A 19,172-nucleotide genomic window follows, 5' to 3' on the forward strand; every position below is an offset into this window, starting at 1 on the left:
AAAGTAGCTGACCAACTATAGACGGCTGTCATGGAAAGAGGCGTTATTTGAAACGTAATGATAATAACGGCCTAGGAATACGCAATCTTCTCAAACGAACACCAAGACCAAACATTTGATGGAACTGAAACAATCATTTTATCCGACTATCGAGTTTCCTAGTGGCAAACGTGTCGTGCTTAACGATAACCCGTTTGCAGCAAAATCAAAGATCCATGCTTTTAACCAAACGCAAGTTATCGCCGATACACTTTGGAGAGATGCTCGAGTGGTCGATATTCATGTCGTGCCGGTGGTGCCAATAGAGAGTATTGATAACGAGGAGATACCTAATCAGAGGGTTATTATCGATGTTCAATGAGCTTAAAAAAAGAAAAGACCACTTTAAGCGAGCTTAAAGTGGCTTTCACTGATAGGTTTTGCTAACTAGATAGCAACCATGACATGTTTTGTAACCATATAATCACTAATCGCTTCGGCAGATAAGTCCTTACCAAAACCCGATTGCTTGAAGCCGCCATGTGGCGTTTCAGAACCTAGGGGTAAATGATCGTTAATCCACACTGTTCCAAACACTAAATCACGAGAAAAGCTCATCGCACGTCGAATATCTTGAGTAAACACTGAAGAAGCTAAGCCGTATTTGACGTCATTCGCCATCATCAAAGCTTCATCGTCCGTTTTGAAGGGCTGAACCGTCATCACTGGCCCAAACACCTCCTCTTGAACGATTTCCGAATCTTGTTTTACATCTACAAGCAACGTCGGCGGGTAGAAATACCCCGCTCTAGCAACCACTTCACCACCAGCAACCACTGTCGCACCTTCAGCTTTTGCGCGCTCTACGAACCTTGCAACAGAGTCACGATGAACTTGTGACACCATAGAGCCAATCATCGTATCACTGTCAAATGGGTCACCTAACTTGAACTTGTTCGTCGCATCAATTAGAGCTGAAACCGTTTGATCATAAATTGACTCGTGAACCAAGATGCGAGTAGCCGCTGTACAGTCTTGACCAGAGTTTAAAAAGCCACCAATGGTTGCCTTCTCCGCGACCATATCTATATCCGCATCCTCGCACACAATCAGTGGAGCTTTACCTCCTAGCTCCAAATGAACGCGCTTTAAAGTCTCAGCCGCTGATTTCATAATCGCCTTTCCTGTGAGACTTGATCCCGTAAGGCTTACCATCGCGACATCTGGGTGAGTAGACAATGCTTCTCCCGGTGCTGCCCCACCACAAACAATATTCAAAACACCATCAGGCAAACCTGCCTGTTGAGCAATTTCACCAAGCATCAATGTCGTACGGGGTGTTGTTGGCGCAGGCTTAATCACACTAGTACAACCAGCAGCCAATGCTGGGCCAATCTTCCATATCGCCATTAATAGTGGATAGTTCCATGGTGTGATGCCAGCAGTTACACCACATGGCTCACGGCGCAACATTGAAGTGTAACCCTCAGCGTATTCACCACTGGCTGCACCAGTAATATCTCTTGCCGCGCCTGCAAAAAATCTCAAATTATCAATGACAAAAGGAATATCACCACCCAAACTCACAAACTCGTAGGGCTTGCCTGTATCTTCAGATTCAACTCGAGCAAACTCCTCAATATTTTGCTCGATAAGGTCGGCCATTTTATAAAGGATGGCAGATCGCTCACCAGGCGTTTTCTTTGACCAACGGCCATCATCAAAAGCTTCTTTTGCCGCCGCTACCGCTAGATCCGCATCTTCAGCACCACCTAAAGGTACGCAATCAATCACCTCACCCGTTGCCGGGTTTTCGATATCCATTGTTTCGCCATTGATGGCTTCACAAGCTAAACCATTGATCCATATTTTGTGTTTCATTTAATCATCCTTATAAACTGAATCCGTATTTTCTATTTCCGACAATCGAACGCTTGGCTTCACCGATTAAGTGAAGCCAGAGGCACTACGCGTACATATAGCCAAGGCCAAGGAAGGCGAACACTGCTAAGATAGCGCCTAACAGCGCATACGGGAACTGAGAGAAGGCATGAGCCATTGGGGAACAACCCGCGCCTTGTGATGCGAGAATGGAAGAGTCACTAAAGAAACAAGAATGACTGCCAAATGCCGATGCTGATAACAGTGCTCCGATCACCAAAGGCATATGTACATCTAGATGAAGTGCTATTGGAATAACAATAGGAATCGCAATTACAAACACACCCCAGCTTGATGCAGTACCAAATACAACCAGAGAAAGCAGTACAAATACAATCGCGGGGTACGTTATCTGACTTAAGTATGGCGTTGCGGTTTCAATAATAAACTCAGTCATTCCAAGCTGATCATTGATCTCTTTGAGTAAGAAGCCACCAATGACCGTAGACAACGGATAAAGCATCGTATTGAAACCTTGAAATAATGCATCCACTTGGTCTTCAAAAGACAGCAGTCCTTGGATGTAGTACAAGCTTATCGTGACGACACAAGTGATAATCACACCCTTAAGTAAATCAATATCGTAGTAAACTGTTGATGCGACGAGCAGTATAACCGGAAAGAAAAAGTTAAATAATTGAGTCGGCATGCTTAGTTTACGTTTTGCTTTAGATTTATTAATTAACTCACTGCCTTCGAAATCGGGTGGAATAGGATGGCCGCTTCGTGCACGTTCTTCCGCCTTTTTCATTGGGCCGATGTCTTTGATGTAACCGGCTCCGACAAGGAAAGCAATCACTAGTGCAATCCATGCGTAAGCCATAAAAGGAATAGAGGAAATATACAGATTAAGTCCCTGAGCTGACTCTGCTATTTCGTTATCTTCAAGTAAGCCTGCGAAAAAAACAGCCCACGTCGAAATCGGTACAATTACGCACATGGGTGCAGCGGCAGAGTCAATGAGGTAAGCGATTTTCTCGCGTGAAACCTGGTAATAGTCCGTCAGCTTTTTAACAGACGATGAGACAGCTAGACAGCTTAGGTAGTCGTCGATAAATACAACCGCGCCAAGTAACACCGTTGCAATTGTTGATTGGCGTCGTGATTGGATTTTCGTTTTTAACCATTCAGTGAAACCATCCAAGCAACTACTGATCTCTAAGATGCGAATAAACCCACCCATCAATCCACAAACCAAGATAATCCATACAATGGTCTCGTCACCCATCACAGACGAGACACTATCAGAAAATGGCGTAATGATATTGTGCGGATTGATCATAATAAGACCGGCTAACACACCTGCCAGCATTGATTCAAAGGGGCGACGTGAAAGTATTGCAATGCCTAGTACCGACACTGTCGGTAAAATCGAAAGCCATCCCCAATCGGTACCTTCGACATGATTTGCTGCCAGCAAATAAAATGCAGCGTAAACACTTAAACAGATCAACAAAGTGATAAAGAACTTATTTCCTATGTATATCTTCTTCACCGATTCATTCATATCGACCTGTTTAATCGATAGTTCATTGTCAGCCATAAACTAACTCCCTCTATATAAACTCATTTCCATTTGATTAACTGCATTCTCGGTTTCACTATCTTTTTGTTCTAATCGCTTTTTCGTTTTAACAAGGAAGAGGACCGCCGTTTAACGACTATCCTCTTCGGATTTATAGTGATTTGATGACTTCTTCGAGTTCTACAAGGAACTTATCAATCAAGTCGTAAGAAATGTTTAGCGCAGGTTCAATACGAACTACTTGTGAGTTGTTGAGCGTACCCGCAATTAGGATGCCTCGCTTAAAAAGGTTAGAGACAACTTGGAAGCCCACCTCATCATCGGCAAAAACCATCCCTAATAGCAGCCCCTTACCAGTGACATCGGTAAGCACACCTGGATATTTGTCCGTCATTACACCCAGTTTACTCTTGATGTACTCCCCTTTTTCTGCTGCTTGTCCTGCTAAGTTCTCCTCAAGAAGAACAGAGATTTGAGCAAGTGCCGCAGCACATGCCACTGGGTTTCCGCCCGTTGTTGTGGTGTGCATAAATGGGTTTGGCTCAAGTACTTTCCACAGCTTCGCACTAGCAAAGAAGCCTGACATCGCAATCACGCCACCACCTAACGCTTTACCAAAACACATGATGTCTGGCGTGACATTCCAGTGATCAACACCAAACAAAGTACCTGTGCGGCCAAAGCCTGTTTGAACCTCATCCGCAATCAGCAGCACCTCGTATTTGTCACAGATTTCACGCAATCTTGGCCAGTAATCATCCGGTGGAACAATCGCACCAGCCTCACCTTGAATCGGCTCTGCAATTACGGCTGCAATGCCCTCTCCTACCTCTTGTGCGGCTTTAAGTTGCGCTTCTACCGCATCTGCATCGCCATAAGGGACATGACGAACGCCATCAAGCAACTGGCCAACGGGTTCACGATAAACCGCTTTACCAAGGAGTGACAAAGCACCTAACGACTTACCGTGGAACGCTTTTAACGTTGAGATAAACCCTTTCTTGCCTGTATACATTTTGGCTAGCTTCATCGCGCCATCAACTGCTTCAGTGCCCGAGTTGGCAAAGAAACCATACTGAATATCACCAGGAGTCAATTTAGCGATAACTTTTGCTAAGTGAGCGCGAAGAGGGTCAAGCATCTCTTGGCTGTATTGTGGACTGCGATCAAGCTGAGCTTTGGCTGCTGCTACAATCTTAGAGTGACGTATACCGGGAGAGTAAAGCCCATATCCACCTAGCATATCAATGAACTCACGACCCAAAATGTCTTTAAGCATTGAACCTTGGCCAGACCAATCCGTTAAAGCGATCCCTTCTGTCTCGGTTACCGATTTGCGGTACTCTAAAAAACCTTTATTAATATGTTGTTCGAAGTTTTCATAGGTTGTTTCAGCGACCCAAGTACGCTCTTCTAGGCTAATTTCAGACTCATCCTTTGAGATAAGATCCACCATTTTCATTGCTTCAAAGAAAGCTTCATCGACATTGCGTTTTGAATAATCCATTTCGACCACCTAGCCCTTTATTGTATTCGTTTGTACTGCAAGCATCGCTTCGTGAAAAATGGTATCGATTTCACGTTACCAGTAGAAAATTGCACCTTAAACATTCCATCGAATCTGAAATGGCATAAATGCAAAGTTAACCTGCGTGTCACAGTAGATTCATTTTTAATGTAGTCAGTTAGCTGAATGATTTGAAATGGGTTGTTATCATGTTTCTATGAGTGAGATTCATAGTGGAAGGAGCCCAATGAACTTAGACATAAACCAGTTGCGTATTCTTGTTGCGTTAGATGATGAACGAAATATCACTAAGGCGGCTGAGCGGCTATACGTCAGCCAATCTGCAGCCAGTCATAATCTTGCTAAGCTCAGAGAGCGATTTAATGACCCCCTATTTGTCCGAACTAGCCAAGGAATGAACCCTACGCCTTTTGCACAAACCATGTTGCCGATACTTCGGCAAGGCGTTGAAAATATTGCTCGCGCAGCAGATATGCAATCCTCTTTTGACCCTTTAACTGATGCACACACTTTCTACATTGGTGCCTGTGATTACTTCGAGTTTGTTGGAATGCCAAGATTGGCAGAACGGTTTATCGAAAGCGCTCCAAACATCAGATTGTCTATCGATATTGCATCCGAGCACATTAAGATGGAGCGAGTCGAGAGTGGGCGCTTAGACTTACACATCGGTGTTGATAACTCTCAACACCCAACCAAGAACTTTAACAGCCGTAAATGGCTAAATGACCACTATGTGGCGGTGGTCGCTGACTGGCGCAAGATACCCGATAAACTCTCTACCATAGAATTCGCCAGTGAATCACAAATCCACTTGCCGCTCACGTCCAATGCATCAGACGTGATTGATAGCTGGCTCTACGAGCAAAACCTATATCGGAACATTCACATGGTGACGCAAAGCTACCCTATTGGCGGAATGATCAGTGCCAAAACCGGATTACTCTTCCCTGTCCCTTATCGGGTCGCGATGCTTCTGTGTGAAATGATTCCACTCAAGATCATCGAGCTTCCGAATGAAATCCCAGCACTTGAGTTGAGTATCATTTCGCACAAACTCTACGACCAACAAGAGTCAACTCAATGGTTAATTCGTCAAATCATTGAGTTAGGATACTGAGTTACGTGCAACCATAGATCTGCTTGATCAGCCATTGAATGCTGTCTTGGCTATCGTAGAGTTGGTGGGTAAACATACTCAGCGATAGCTCCGGCGCGCCCTGAGGTAGCTCGATAATTCGCAATGGCAACATTTGCTCTAGCTCTTGTGCAACGTGCAAAGGAACGCACATCAAATTATTGGTCTGTGCGGTGACCATGCCACCAACAGCATAACTTTGTACAATCATCGAAATGTGGCGAGAGTGATGTTGTTGGTGAAGCCAACGATCAATCGGGTCTGCCCCGGTGTTTATCAGGGGCAAATGAATTTGCGCCGTTTGTACAAACTCATTGAGGGTGAGCTTCGACTTTATTTTCGACTCTTTTGCGGCAATACCTACGTAAGGGTCCGTTAGCCAGTGATAACGGTTGTAGTACCGTGGCATCACTTGAAGCTCATCAACGCCTAAAATCAAATCAAGACGGCCTTGCTCAATTCGCTCCATTTGCATGTTTTCCGACAAAATATCAATGGCGATCCGTACATTAGGCGCATGCTCCTCAAACTTTTTACCAAGCTTAGGCAAGGCGTAAAATTCGAAGTAATCAATGGCACCGATATAAAACGTTTTGGCATCCATCAGCGGGTCAAACGGCTTCATCCGATCAAACGCCATATCAATTGAGCTCAAACCCTTTTGAATATCGGGTAACAAGGTTTCAAGCAGCGGTGTCGGCTCCATACCGGAACGCGTCTTAATAAACAATGGATTGTCAAAACGACTGCGCAACTTCGCCAGCACATGGCTTGCCGCCGATTGACTCATAAATAACTTCTGCGCCGCTTTCGATAAGTTTCTCTCACGCTCTAGCACTACCAACAAGCGTAACTGATTGATATCCACATCCATAGGTTATCGAAATCCTTCATATAGAAATAAAAATTATGCACTTCCATAATAACTTAATCACGATTAAAAATATAAGTAACACTAAGAAATACATAGGGATTATGATGAGAAAAGTAACTGTAGCTGCCACCCAAATGGCGTGTACTTGGGATGTTAAAGCTAATATCGACAACGCAGAGAAGCTTGTTCGTGACGCTGCAGCCAAGGGAGCGCAGATCATTCTGCTGCAAGAACTGTTTGAAACCCCTTACTTCTGCATTGAGATTCACGAGTCTTATCACGCGTTGGCGACGACGCTAGAGGAGAATGAAGCGTTTCAACGCCTGTCTAAGCTGGCTAAAGAGCTTGAAGTGGTGCTGCCTTTTAGCTGGTTTGAAAAAGCAGGAAATGTTCGATTTAACTCTCTTGCCATGATTGATGCTGACGGCTCTATGCTCGGTGTTTACCGAAAAACCCATATTCCAGACAGCGATGGTTATCTTGAGAAGTACTACTTTAGCCCTGGCGACACAGGCTTCAAAGTATGGAACACGCGCTACGCGAAAGTCGGTGTTGGCATCTGTTGGGATCAATGGTTCCCAGAAACAGCGCGCAGCATGGCACTACAAGGCGCAGAACTACTCTTCTTCCCAACAGCGATCGGCAGTGAGCCAAGTCAGCCGGAAATGGACTCTCAGCCACATTGGCAATGTGTTATGCAAGGTCACGCGGCAGCAAACCAAGTACCGGTGATTGCCTCAAACCGTATTGGCACGGAGCAAGCACAGCATCGTGACCTTGAAATTACCTTCTTCGGCTCGTCGTTCATTGCTGATTACACAGGTCAAATCATTACGAAGGCGGATCGTGACACATCGGGTGTTATCGTTCATGAATTTGATTTAGATGACATCGGCTTTCAACGCAGTGCCTGGGGTCTATTTAGAGATCGTCGACCAGAACATTACCAACCTCTTATGACATTGGATGGACAAGTAAAGGAGTAACTTCTTATGGAAGATAAGAAAATGGGTATCACGCCCCTTGCCCTATTCAGCCTATGTGCTGTTCTAGTAGTGGATACATTGACCGCATCGGCTTCTATTGGTGTCAGCTCCATTGGATGGTGGGCACTCGTCCTAGTTGTGTTTGTCTTGCCGTATGGCCTTATCACATCCGAGCTAAGCTCAGCATACCCTGGCGAAGGGGGTATTTACGACTGGGTTAAAAAAGCATTTGGCTCAAATTGGGCGATCCGAACAACTTGGTTCTACTGGATCAATGTCGGTCTATGGATGCCAGCGGTCTACATCTTATTTGCAGGCATGTTCGCAGAACTGTTTGCGCCTGACCTTTCTCTAATTGCACAAGTGGCTATCTGTATCGCGCTCACTTGGGGCACGGTTTGGGTTTGTAACATCTCTACTGATATCGGCGTTATGATCACCAACTTCTGCGCCATTTTGAAAGTCGTCGTTATTTCAGTGCTAGGCATTGGTGGCTTTGTCTACGCGGCAAACAATGGCGTAGCCAATGAGTTTAGTTTTGCTGCTCTCATGCCTTCGTTTGACTCTGGTGTCGAGTTCTTACCTGCTCTTGTGTTCAACCTGATGGGCTTTGAACTAGTTGCGACAATGACTAAGCAGATGAAAGACGTTAAGCAAATGCCTAAAGTTGTCTTCCTTGCTATCTCGATCACCGCCTTCTTATACATAGTAGGTACGGTTGGCATCCTGATGGCACTTCCAGTCGAAGAAATTGGTCTCGTTACGGGTATTGTTGACACACTTAAAGTGCTGCTTGGCGATGGGGCTCTTGGTCAATTCATGGTTTACGCATTAGGTATTGTTACCTTGTTCACCTTTGTAGGAAACATGGTCAGCTGGACAATGGGCTCTAGCCGCGCGGCAGCCGAGGCAGCCAAAGAAGGTGAATTACCAGCGATTGCTGCCAAGACTTCAAAGAAATACGATACGCCAGTGGGTGCAAACACAATCACCGGTGCCGTATCAACAACTGTCATCATTATTTATGCACTTTTTGCCAACACCAACGACGAGCTATTTTGGTCTATGTTTGCCTTCTCAAGTTGCGTGTTCTTGATGCCATATCTGTTTATGTTCCCAGCTTATCTAAAGCTAAAACTAACCGATACCAAAACACCGCGTCCTTTCAAAGTGCCTGGCGCATTATGGGTACAAAAGCTGATGACGGTTGTGTGCTTTAGTATCATTCTTCAAGCTGTGGTGCTGTTTATCTTCCCTGATATCGTATTCGCTTCCGTCGACTGGCAATATTCGCTACCCATATTGGTTGGTGTATTAATCACCATCGCTATTGGAGAAATTTTACTTAGTCGTGCCAATCGTGTCGCTAACAACGCTGTCGTGGAGAAAATCGCATGAGTAAGATGATATCAACACAGCCTAAGCAAGATAACTTTCGCATGCCTGGTGAGCACGAAGCGCACGATGAGGTGTGGATGGCATGGCCAACGCGGAGTGACAATTGGCGATACAGCGGTAAGTTAGCCCAACAAGCCTTTGTTGACGTTGCCGTGGCGATTTCTCAAAAGACGCCAGTGGTTATGTTGGTCAATCATGATCAATTCGACAATGCTCGCTCTCAGCTACCCGCCCACATCCGGGTAATTGAAATGTCCTATAACGACTGCTGGATGCGAGATATTGGCGCGACTTACGTCGTCGATGACAATGGAAATCGACGTGGTATCAGTTGGCAGTTCAATGCTTGGGGTGGGCTTGTAGATGGTCTCTATTTCCCGTGGGATCTCGATGATGCTGTCGCACCTAAGATGCTCAATATCACCCAAGATACCGGCTATCAAGCCCCATTTGTTCTGGAAGGAGGATCGATTCATACTGATGGTGAGGGCACGCTCTATACCACCGAAGAGTGTCTACTCCACCCTAGCCGCAACCCAGACCTATCTAGAGAAGATATTGAGGAACAGCTAAAGTCCTATCTTGCCATTGAAAAGGTTATTTGGCTGCCACGAGGTCTTTACAATGATGAGACCAACGGCCACGTGGACAATATCATGCACGTAGTTAAGCCTGGTGAAGTCGCCCTTACTTGGTGTGAAGATGAAAATGATCCTCAGTATGAGATCAGCCGCGAAGCATTTGATTTGCTTAGCACAGAGCGAGATGCAAAAGGCCGTCAGATTAAAGTTCACAAGCTTCCAATGCCCGGCCCTCTTTTTATGGGCGAAGAGGAAGCACAAGGAATCGACCAAAGTGATGGAATGGAACGTGAAGCCGGTGAAAGATTGGCGGCTTCTTACGCTAACTTTCTTATTACTAATGGGCAGATCGTGTTCCCACTTCTTGATGAGAACCATGACGGTGCGGCCAAAGAAGCATTGGAAACAGCGTTCCCTGACTACGATATCGTCGGTGTTAGTGCACGAGAAATACTATTGGGAGGTGGAAACATCCACTGCATTACTCAACAAGTCCCTCGTTAATCCTAAAAAAGAACCCAGTGCTCAACACTGGGTTCTTTTTTCAAATCAGCTTCAGACTAGGATTTTGGGTTAAATAGCGCTTTCCACTTTCTCTGCAACCTCAGCAGATACCCAACCTTTCCATACCTCTGGATACGTCTCTAAGAAGTAAAACATCGCATCTTCTGAGTCCGCTTGTTCCTCTTCCATCCAAGCGAGCATTTTGCTCATTAGTTGATTTGAATAGCCTCGATTGCTGAAATACTCGAACGCATACGGCTCATCTTGAGCGAACTGCTCCGTCGTCACGGTATGCACAGGTGATGGTGGATACATAGTCACTTTAGGTGTTTCACAGTCTGGTTGTGTCGTGCAGTTGCGATATTCATCAACATCTGCTCCCGAACCAAAATCAACCATAACCATATCGTATTTACCCAGTACAGGTGTTGGTGACCAGTAATAGCCAAACCAAGGTTTTTCACGCTCATAGTTTTTCGCCAGAATCCCGGCTAAAGCTGCGCCAGAACCTGGGTCGACCATATCAAAGTCATGCTCTTCTAGACCAAGTGCATCAAAAAGATGACCTGCGGTGATCTGACATGTCCATCCAGCTGGACAAGTGTAGAAAGCAAATTGGTCATCACTTTCTGGATGTTCAAATAGTGCCTTGTGCTTAATGACACCCTCGATGGTCGCCATTTCTGGGTATTGCTCAACCAGGTAGGCAGGCACCCAAAAGCCCTCCTCACCACCATCAGTGAGCGAATTTCCCGCATAGCGTAGACGTTTATCTTCAACCCCCTTGTCCAGCGCCTCTTTAATACCATTAGTCCATAATTCAGGTGCCACATCAGGCTGTCCCTTCTCAATCATTGAAGTACCAGTAGGAACGGTATCGCCTGGAATTAAGTCGGCGTCACAGCCGTAGCCATTATTTAGAATAAACTGGTCCACATGTGCCATAAGGCTAGCGGAGTTCCAGTTCATGTCAGCGATAGTGAACTCTCCACATTCATTTGCGTGAACGGAAGTCGTTGCTAAGGCAGCGAGAATAAAAACAGAAGGCTTCATATCCATTGAACTAGTTCCTTTATCATAATTTGATACCAGTATAGGGAGTGATTAGCCAGAATTCCCGACAGACTTTAACTAACTCTCTGAAATGTCGTGTAATTCAAACTATTCTTACTTTATCAATCCAAATTGTATCTGATTGTCACCTTGGCCATGTAAAGTAGATAAAGATCACAAAACCACTTGAACTTATCTCTCTGAGTCAGTACCGTGACGCGGTTTCCTCAATTTCTCACTAGAAAAGGTATCGATTTTGATTTCTACCGCGAATATCACGCAGCAATTTGGCGCTAAGCCACTCTTCGAAAACATCTCTGTTAAGTTTGGCGAAGGCAATCGCTACGGTCTGATCGGCGCAAACGGATGTGGTAAATCTACATTTATGAAGATCCTTTCTGGTGAGCTAGAGCCAACAGGCGGTAACGTAAGCTACGACCCGAACGAGCGTGTTGCTAAACTAAATCAGGATCAATTCGCTTATGAAGAATTCACGGTAATCGACACGGTTATCATGGGTCACAAAGAGCTTTGGGCTGTTAAGCAAGAGCGCGACCGTATCTACTCGCTTGCAGAAATGAGCGAAGAAGATGGCATGAAGGTGGCTGATCTTGAAGTTCAGTTCGCTGAAATGGATGGCTACATGGCAGAAGCAAAAGCTGGTGAGCTTCTTCTTGCTGTAGGTATCTCAGAAGACCTGCACTTTGGCCTAATGAGTGAAGTGGCTCCAGGTTGGAAACTTCGTGTGCTTTTGGCGCAGGTTCTGTTCGCTGACCCGCACATCATGCTACTTGACGAACCAACCAACAACTTGGATATGGACACGATTCGTTGGCTAGAAGAGACGCTAAACCAACGTAACTGTACGATGATCATCATCTCGCACGACCGTCACTTCCTAAACTCAGTGTGTACACACATGGCTGACTTGGATTACGGTGAACTTCGCCTATTCCCAGGTAACTACGATGAGTACATGGTAGCAGCGAACCAAGCTCGTGAGCGCCTGCTAGCTGACAACGCTAAGAAGAAAGCGCAAATTGCTGAGCTAAACACCTTCGTTGCACGTTTCTCTGCAAACGCATCGAAAGCGAAGCAAGCAACATCTCGTGCTAAGCAAATCGACAAAATTCAGCTTGAAGAAGTCAAACCTTCAAGCCGTCAAAACCCATTCATCCGTTTTGACCAAGAGAAAGAGCTGTTCCGTAACGCACTAATCGTTGAAAACCTATCACAAGGTTTTGAAGATGACCTATTCACAGACTTTAACGCGATTTTTGAAGTGGGTGAACGTGTTGCTATCATCGGTGAAAATGGTGTGGGTAAAACTACACTATTGAACACAATCTCAGGTGCTCTTGAGCCTCGCACTGGCGAATATAAATGGTCTGAGAACTCAAACATTGGTTACTACGCACAAGACCATGCACATGACTTCGCAGAAGACATGAACCTAATGGACTGGATGGGTCAATGGCGTCAACCTGGTGACGACGAACAAGTAATTCGTAGCTTCCTAGGTCGCATGCTGTTTGGTCAAGACGACATCAAGAAGTCAGTAAAAGTTCTTTCGGGTGGTGAGCAAGGTCGTATGCTGCTTGGTAAGATCATGATGCACAAACCAAACATGCTGCTAATGGACGAACCAACTAACCACATGGATATGGAATCGATCGAGTCATTAAATAATGCACTTGAAGAGTACAAAGGCACTCTATTCTTCGTATCGCACGACCGTGTATTCGTAGACTCTCTAGCAACTCGTATCCTAGAGATCAAAGACGGTAAGATTAACGACTTCCGTGGCACTTATGCTGAGTTCCTAAAGTCAAAAGGTATTGACGGCTAATCCAGCAACTGCCAATCCATTAAAAAAGGAAGCGATCGAAAGTCGCTTCCTTTTTGCGTTTTATCCCAGGTGAAAAATCGTCATGTAGCCACAACAGGGGGTTGCGATTTTTTCATATTCCATACAACTAACCCTGCTAATACCGCCATACCAACAATCTCTACGATCGCTGAACCAAACACCATGATCACCGCAGTCGCTAGCCACAAGATACGCTCTAACAGTGATAGTTTTCCGAACATATAACCCTCAATACTGCCAGCAAACGCAATAATTAAAGCGATAGTGCTCAGTGTAGCAATCACAAAACTTCCGGCTTCACCATCTACCCAGATCAAACCTGAAAATGCCATCATCATCGGAATCAAGAAGAAACCTTGCGCCAGTTTGAACGCTTGAACAGCAGACCTCATCGGAGAGGATTTCGCGATACCTGCCCCAGCGAAAGCCGCAAGGGCAATCGGAGGAGTGACATTTGAAGTCTGCGACAACCAAAATACAATCATATGCGCCGCTAGTAAGCTAACACCAAAATCCAGTAAGGTTGGTACGGCCATGATAGATAAGACAATATAGGCTGCTGTTACTGGTAAGCCCATACCCAAAATAACCGCTGCGAGTGCAATCAATGCCAGCGCACTAAAAAGATAACCACCCGACAACGCAATAAGAAACTGGGTAAACTGCAACCCAATCCCCGTTTGCCCTACTACACCGACCACAATTCCGGCAGTTGCACAAGCCACTGAAATTGGCAATGCGAGAATCGCGCCCTGCTTCATTCCTTCAAAGAACAACCCAAATGTTATGCGGCTATGCTTACGTAACATTGAGGCAATGAGAATCGCAGCGCAACCTGCTATCCCCACCAAGACAGGCGAATAACTCATCATAAGCAGAGCGGTAATCAACACCAACGGCACAAGGAAATGCCACCCACGCTCCATCACCACCATAAGTTTCTCGTAGCTGTCCATCCCCTTGAGACCCAACTTGCACGCCATGATATGCACATAGAGCAACGTACAAGCAAAATACAATATGGCGGGCATGATCGATACGATCAAAATTTCGCTGTAGGGAATCCCGGTAAACTGCGCCATAACAAATGCACCAGCGCCCATCACCGGTGGCATAATCTGCCCACCAGTTGAAGCTGCGGCTTCGATACCTGCCGCTTGCTCTGGCTTATAGCCAAGCTTTTTCATCATTGGGATGGTCAGTGACCCGGTAGTGACCGTATTGGCGATGGCTGAACCTGAAATCGACCCAAGGGCAGCAGAAGAGATAACACTGGCTTTCGCAGGCCCCCCGCGATATTTTCCTGCAATCGCAAACGCCGCATCGATAAAGAAGTTACCCGCTCCCGTCACCTGTAAGAATGCACCAAACAAGACAAAGATGAACACAACGCCAGCGGCTATCGCAAGTGGTGCTCCGTAAACACCATTCGTTGAGAAAATATGGAATCGAATAATATCCTCAAGCGGAAAACCATTACTTGCGATTTGAGCAGGCAAATAGTTGCCAAACATCGCATAGGCCAAAAAGAGCAGTGCGATGGCTACCATCACCATTCCAACGGTTCTTCGTGTTGCTTCGAGGAGTAATACGATAGTGATACAACCTGCAAGTTTATCGACATCGTTGACACCTTCTATAAGGAACATGATGTCATCATAATCAAACTGGGCAATGCGCCAAGCAGACCAAATAATCGCAACGGAAAAAAGACTATCAAGTATCCTGCCCAGCTTAAAGCCTAGACTTTTCTCGTGATGAGCAAATAACGGATGGGTCAAAAACACTAAAACAATCACCCAAGTCAGGTGAATTGGGCGAAAAACAGGAGCGGAGATTTCGGCAGTGATCCCTTGCCATATTTGAAATACAGACAAAGCAATAGCCGCAAGCGCGGCTATTTTTAGTGGGACATCAACCAGAAAAGACGACTTAGACTCTGGCATTGACCTACCTCTACTTCATTTCATCTAGATATTTTTGTGCACCGGGATGAAGTGGAACACCCGCCAGTTTTTCCATATTTTCTAGCGTGGTATAACTGGTGACTTTGATGCTTTGGCGAACTTGGTCGATGCTCTCAAACATAGATTTGGTCATTGAATATACCAAGTCTGTATCTGCATCCTTATTTACAACCAGAACATTCCAAACTGCTGGTGTATTGAATGCTGGCACTTTTCGATACGCCTCAGCAGGAACTTCTAAAGGTTGAAATGAAGGCATGGCTTCACTGATTTTTGCCAACTCATCTTCTGTGAATGACAGCACTCGGATCTCTCGTGTCAGTGCGAGTTCTGTCACCGCACCAACGCCTAAACTACCCACAATCACACCCGCATCTATCTGACCGTTAGCAAGCGCTGAAGTCGTCGCAGTATAGTTGAGGCTTTGCGCTTTCAACTCACTCTCTTCAATACCTAGCGCACTTAAAATTCCAATTGCACTGGTTCTTGTGCCCGAACCCGGCGCGCCCAATGAAACGCGTTTACCTTTGAGATCTTTAATTGATTGAATGTCAGAGTTAGCCGGAACCATAAAGTGGACGACATTAGGGTAAAGTGCAGATACGACAGCAACGTTCATTTTTGCAGGGAATGGTTCTTGACCGTTGTAGGCTTTAAGCACCACGCTCCCCATAGCGATACCCGCCAACTGTTTGTTTGTGGCTACCTTGATGCTGTTTTCAACCGAGCCAGCTGTCACCTCTGCTCGCATATTAAAATCAGGCAGTGTTTCACCCCAAATTTTAGCGAGTGTCCCCCCTAGCGGATAGTAAGTACCACTTTGGCTACCAGTCCCAATGGTGTAGTTTTCTGCGAAAGCCGAGAAGGAAACCGCACCTGCAATTAGCGCGGCAACAAGTCCTTTTGATAGTTTTTTCATTATATTACGCCTTGTGATGTTGTTAGCGAACAAACATTGTTAACAATAAACACAGTTAGCGTAGTCACTCTAAACCACTCTCGGCATTAGACTTTAGTCGAAAGAGACTTGCAGTCACATCTCAGTGGTTACATCACGTTGATTCTGTTACTTGCGCCACTTTTTGGTCAAACTCTCCAAAGCTTTAGGCACAGCTGCTTTGGCAAGAGTTGGCGTGACTTTTTTACTGGTTTTCGCCAGTCTGCTCCACTGTTTCTTCAACCCTTGTCCTCGCTTTGCTGCTTCCATACGCTGTCTATTACGCTGCACATTGAACGCATCAGCAATTCCTTCAACAAGCCACTCTTGTAGGGCTTGCACGCCAAAATGTGCTTTGTTTGGGTCAATCGAGAGCGGCAATATTTGGTAAAAACCCAACAGCTGTTGGTTATACTCGATTGCCTTGATGATGGTGTGTTCTTTTTCACTGCTTGGATGACTTAAATCCATCGGTAGCGACCACTGCGCGGCAGGTTGAAGCTTATCAACTTGATTTAATACACCGAGTATCACTGGACGCTTTCTTGAAATATGCTGCTTGTCAGTATAGAAATCATCAAACTGCTGCATCAGATCAGCATCCAGAGATCGGGCTGATTGAGGGGCTTTTAATACCCACAACACCACATCTGCTTCCGCCATCTCTTTCAACGCTATTTGACTGGTCTCTTGAGTGCCATCAAGTCCTTGTAAATCAACAACAACGACCGGTTGGTCACCAACCATTGCGCTGTAAGTCGTTGTATTGTCGGTCGAAGGCAGCACGTCAACCTCAGCGACAAATTCCTTTTGAGCAGGTTCACAATCGAAGATTTACCCGCTCCCGTCTGCCCTACTAATACAATACGAATCGGCTCAAGCACTATCGCTTCGCGCTTTTGGTCTAAGACTGAAGCTTGTGACGGCGTCACATCACTTTGTTCAAAGCTAAATCGACCGCTATAAAGTTCTATGGCGACAAACGCGACTTCATCAAGCAAGGCCTGTTTGGCGGCACGTTGCAGGTCATCCACCATTCCTCGGGTCATATTGGCGCTGAATTGCTGCGTACCAATATCGGATATGGCTTTCGCCGGATTGATGTATAGGTTTTTAGCGTGATTGAGCCAAATCGCCGCTTTAAATACGTGCTTGCCAACATCACCATAGCGGTCATAGAGATCGTAGCCTGATTTAATATGGGAAACCTTCACAGCATCAACCGCAAAGCCATAGTCATCCAGCAGCGCTCGGTAGCGTCGACTCACTTCTTCGAATAGTTTTAACCCTTCAGGTACTGAAAAATCTAACGCTTTTTTTCCGTACTCCACCGCAACGAACTCAAGCACACTTAACCCAGCGCTATCAAGGTTGCCCCACTCTTCGTTCTGTTCGAGTAAGCTGTGTGCATAAGCGCGACTGCGCTGCCAAATTTTCACTTCAGACTCAGACCAATCATCAGAAGCTTTAACTAAGCCCTGCTTGAGCACATTCTGCTGCTGATCATCACCTTCTTGCGGTGAAATCTCAGGCTCTCGCGCTGCCGACTGCGTGTCACTGCGATGCACCCAGTATAAAGGCAATGAAACCAAGAGTGTCGCCATCGCGACAGTGAGCGATAACGGCAGCAAATAACCATACTGAAATGCCAACCCTACACCAAACAACGCCATGATAAGAATGGGCAATACGGCGGATACCACGGCTATCCCCCAGCGGCCACCCGACAAGTGTGAGAGCAGTACAAACAAGTGCTTAATCTTTTTCATAACCGGACACTGCTTTCCCTTTTTTCAGTGCTTCTCGATAGATGGCTTGCATCTTATCTGGCGATACATCTTCGCCTTTACTTTTGCTGTAAAAATAGTAACAAGCCGCTCTGCCAAGGCCATACGTTGTGCCAAAGCTCATCGCTGCTGCGGTAATGGCTCCAACCGTTTGCCCATACCCCGGAATCAATTTCACAATTTGCCGTGATGCGAGCTTGACCGAATACTGAATCGCGACACTGCTTCCTAACGCCCCTGCTAGCTCACCAAACGCGCGTTTATTCCATTCAACACCATATTGATTTGCTAGGCTATGTAGCATCTTTCCTTGAATGGCTGGCACTGACACAAGACCCACAGCTGGGATGAGGTCAGATGCCGCTGCACTGCCGCTAAACCACAACACCTCTTTCTCTAAACGCGCAAAATTCTGCTCTTCTAGATCGCTGTGCTCACCTTTGTCCACCATCAAGCTCACCACGGGCAAGAGAGCAGAGAGTGCATCAAACAACAAAGCTTCATTGTATATTTCATCATCTTGTGTGCAAAAATCCACCTCAACATGATTCAAACCTTTACCCCAACATTTTGTCACCTGTTCTATCTGATGAGTGACCAAGCGCTGGCGCTCGGTTGGCGCATACTCCAACACAGCCGTATGAACCAATAACATATGCTGTATTTTTTTCTGCTTTCTGACCAGCTTTAAGGCCTCAAGCACAGCGCTTTGCTCGACTTCCCCAAGTTTCATCACAACCACAAGTGCGTGGCTCGTTTCTGACAAAAATTCCAAGTCATCATTGGGGTCATAGCCCGCCTCTCCTAAGCCTCTTGAATCAAGAAATCGGATTATCGGCTGTTCTGAAGGGTAGTCATATGATGCGGAGTTCATGGTGCAAGGCTCAAAGCCATTACCAATTTGCGCTTCACTTTCGCCCGTTACAGCTTGTACTAACGAGGACTTCCCTGCGCCCGTTTTACCTAACAACCACAGCGTCGGCAAATGCTGGCGTTGGTATTCATGCGCCCGAGTTAAGTCAGGATTTTCGGCAGGGTTGATAAACGCTTTAATTTTATCCAACATCATATTCGTTCTATAAGCTCTATATGGGGTACTCTATG

The 19,172-nt window shown here is 45.8% G+C and carries 14 protein-coding genes and 1 pseudogene; 6 read left to right on the top strand and 9 right to left on the bottom strand.

Features of this window, described 5'->3' with window-relative positions:
- The first annotated feature begins 118 nt into the window (after positions 1–118).
- Complete coding sequence (locus QWZ05_RS20735) at positions 119–361, top strand: hypothetical protein (protein WP_290300440.1); 243 nt, start codon at positions 119–121, stop codon at positions 359–361.
- 65 nt (positions 362–426) lie between these two features.
- On the opposite strand, the gene QWZ05_RS20740 is transcribed toward QWZ05_RS20735, so the two are convergent.
- The 3 genes from QWZ05_RS20740 to QWZ05_RS20750 form a co-directional block, all read right to left on the bottom strand.
- Positions 427–1,860 (bottom strand): gamma-aminobutyraldehyde dehydrogenase, encoded by a 1,434-nt coding sequence (locus QWZ05_RS20740; RefSeq protein ID WP_290300441.1) that lies wholly within the window; start codon positions 1,858–1,860, stop codon positions 427–429.
- Between the two features lie 85 nt (positions 1,861–1,945).
- Complete coding sequence (locus QWZ05_RS20745; RefSeq protein ID WP_290300442.1) at positions 1,946–3,463, bottom strand: Na+/H+ antiporter NhaC family protein; 1,518 nt, start codon at positions 3,461–3,463, stop codon at positions 1,946–1,948.
- 133 nt (positions 3,464–3,596) lie between these two features.
- Positions 3,597–4,952 (bottom strand): putrescine aminotransferase, encoded by a 1,356-nt coding sequence (locus QWZ05_RS20750; RefSeq protein ID WP_290300443.1) that lies wholly within the window; start codon positions 4,950–4,952, stop codon positions 3,597–3,599.
- 247 nt (positions 4,953–5,199) lie between these two features.
- Here QWZ05_RS20750 and QWZ05_RS20755 point away from each other — a divergent pair, with 247 nt between their 5' ends.
- A complete protein-coding gene (locus tag QWZ05_RS20755) occupies positions 5,200–6,093 on the top strand; it encodes a LysR family transcriptional regulator (RefSeq protein ID WP_290300444.1) in 894 nt (297 codons plus the stop codon).
- A 1-nt stretch (position 6,094) separates the two neighbouring features.
- Here QWZ05_RS20755 and QWZ05_RS20760 read toward each other — a convergent pair whose 3' ends face one another.
- Positions 6,095–6,985: a LysR family transcriptional regulator gene (locus tag QWZ05_RS20760; protein WP_290300445.1), complete on the bottom strand. Its 891-nt coding sequence runs from the start codon at positions 6,983–6,985 to the stop codon at positions 6,095–6,097.
- A 101-nt stretch (positions 6,986–7,086) separates the two neighbouring features.
- Here QWZ05_RS20760 and aguB point away from each other — a divergent pair, with 101 nt between their 5' ends.
- Genes aguB through aguA form a run of 3 tightly spaced genes read left to right on the top strand, consistent with a single transcriptional unit; the run spans position 7,087 to position 10,454 of the window.
- Entirely contained in the window at positions 7,087–7,971 is an 885-nt protein-coding gene (gene aguB, locus QWZ05_RS20765; protein WP_290300446.1) for an N-carbamoylputrescine amidase, read from the top strand.
- Positions 7,972–7,977: 6 nt separating this feature from the next.
- The gene (locus tag QWZ05_RS20770) at positions 7,978–9,369 is read left to right on the top strand and encodes an APC family permease (protein WP_290300447.1); all 1,392 of its coding nucleotides are present in this window, start codon (positions 7,978–7,980) and stop codon (positions 9,367–9,369) included.
- Positions 9,366–10,454 carry an agmatine deiminase gene (gene aguA, locus QWZ05_RS20775; protein WP_290300449.1) on the top strand — a complete coding sequence of 363 codons (1,089 nt, stop codon included), beginning with the start codon at positions 9,366–9,368 and terminating at the stop codon, positions 10,452–10,454. The genes QWZ05_RS20770 and aguA overlap by 4 nt, the downstream gene beginning before the upstream one ends.
- Before the next feature lie 69 nt (positions 10,455–10,523).
- On the opposite strand, the gene QWZ05_RS20780 is transcribed toward aguA, so the two are convergent.
- A complete protein-coding gene (locus tag QWZ05_RS20780) occupies positions 10,524–11,513 on the bottom strand; it encodes an ABC transporter substrate-binding protein (RefSeq protein ID WP_290300450.1) in 990 nt (329 codons plus the stop codon).
- Between the two features lie 250 nt (positions 11,514–11,763).
- Here QWZ05_RS20780 and QWZ05_RS20785 point away from each other — a divergent pair, with 250 nt between their 5' ends.
- The gene (locus QWZ05_RS20785; protein WP_264875429.1) at positions 11,764–13,356 is read left to right on the top strand and encodes an ABC-F family ATPase; all 1,593 of its coding nucleotides are present in this window, start codon (positions 11,764–11,766) and stop codon (positions 13,354–13,356) included.
- 80 nt (positions 13,357–13,436) lie between these two features.
- On the opposite strand, the gene QWZ05_RS20790 is transcribed toward QWZ05_RS20785, so the two are convergent.
- From QWZ05_RS20790 to QWZ05_RS20805, 4 genes and pseudogenes are all read right to left on the bottom strand, one after another.
- Complete coding sequence (locus tag QWZ05_RS20790) at positions 13,437–15,323, bottom strand: TRAP transporter permease (protein WP_290300453.1); 1,887 nt, start codon at positions 15,321–15,323, stop codon at positions 13,437–13,439.
- A gap of 10 nt (positions 15,324–15,333) precedes the next feature.
- Complete coding sequence (locus QWZ05_RS20795) at positions 15,334–16,263, bottom strand: TAXI family TRAP transporter solute-binding subunit (protein WP_290300454.1); 930 nt, start codon at positions 16,261–16,263, stop codon at positions 15,334–15,336.
- 147 nt (positions 16,264–16,410) lie between these two features.
- A pseudogene (locus tag QWZ05_RS20800) lies at positions 16,411–18,050 on the bottom strand (GTPase family protein).
- Complete coding sequence (locus QWZ05_RS20805) at positions 18,037–19,134, bottom strand: YcjF family protein (protein ID WP_290300848.1); 1,098 nt, start codon at positions 19,132–19,134, stop codon at positions 18,037–18,039. The pseudogene QWZ05_RS20800 and the gene QWZ05_RS20805 overlap by 14 nt, the downstream one beginning before the upstream one ends.
- Positions 19,135–19,172: the final 38 nt, after the last annotated feature.

Origin of the sequence: Vibrio agarivorans (assembly GCF_030409635.1) — a bacterium.
GTDB lineage: Bacteria > Pseudomonadota > Gammaproteobacteria > Enterobacterales > Vibrionaceae > Vibrio > Vibrio agarivorans.

What these genes read in the sequence shown, in the direction of transcription:
- QWZ05_RS20805 (WP_290300848.1), bottom strand. Translation starts at nt 19,134, where the DNA reads ATGTTGGATAAAATTAAAGCGTTTATCAACCCTGCCGAAAATCCTGAC.
- QWZ05_RS20770 (WP_290300447.1), top strand. Translation starts at nt 7,978, where the DNA reads ATGGAAGATAAGAAAATGGGTATCACGCCCCTTGCCCTATTCAGCCTA.
- QWZ05_RS20735 (WP_290300440.1), top strand. Translation starts at nt 119, where the DNA reads ATGGAACTGAAACAATCATTTTATCCGACTATCGAGTTTCCTAGTGGC.
- QWZ05_RS20745 (WP_290300442.1), bottom strand. Translation starts at nt 3,463, where the DNA reads ATGGCTGACAATGAACTATCGATTAAACAGGTCGATATGAATGAATCG.
- QWZ05_RS20760 (WP_290300445.1), bottom strand. Translation starts at nt 6,985, where the DNA reads ATGGATGTGGATATCAATCAGTTACGCTTGTTGGTAGTGCTAGAGCGT.
- aguA (WP_290300449.1), top strand. Translation starts at nt 9,366, where the DNA reads ATGAGTAAGATGATATCAACACAGCCTAAGCAAGATAACTTTCGCATG.
- aguB (WP_290300446.1), top strand. Translation starts at nt 7,087, where the DNA reads ATGATGAGAAAAGTAACTGTAGCTGCCACCCAAATGGCGTGTACTTGG.
- QWZ05_RS20790 (WP_290300453.1), bottom strand. Translation starts at nt 15,323, where the DNA reads ATGCCAGAGTCTAAGTCGTCTTTTCTGGTTGATGTCCCACTAAAAATA.
- QWZ05_RS20750 (WP_290300443.1), bottom strand. Translation starts at nt 4,952, where the DNA reads ATGGATTATTCAAAACGCAATGTCGATGAAGCTTTCTTTGAAGCAATG.
- QWZ05_RS20780 (WP_290300450.1), bottom strand. Translation starts at nt 11,513, where the DNA reads ATGGATATGAAGCCTTCTGTTTTTATTCTCGCTGCCTTAGCAACGACT.
- QWZ05_RS20740 (WP_290300441.1), bottom strand. Translation starts at nt 1,860, where the DNA reads ATGAAACACAAAATATGGATCAATGGTTTAGCTTGTGAAGCCATCAAT.
- QWZ05_RS20795 (WP_290300454.1), bottom strand. Translation starts at nt 16,263, where the DNA reads ATGAAAAAACTATCAAAAGGACTTGTTGCCGCGCTAATTGCAGGTGCG.
- QWZ05_RS20755 (WP_290300444.1), top strand. Translation starts at nt 5,200, where the DNA reads ATGAACTTAGACATAAACCAGTTGCGTATTCTTGTTGCGTTAGATGAT.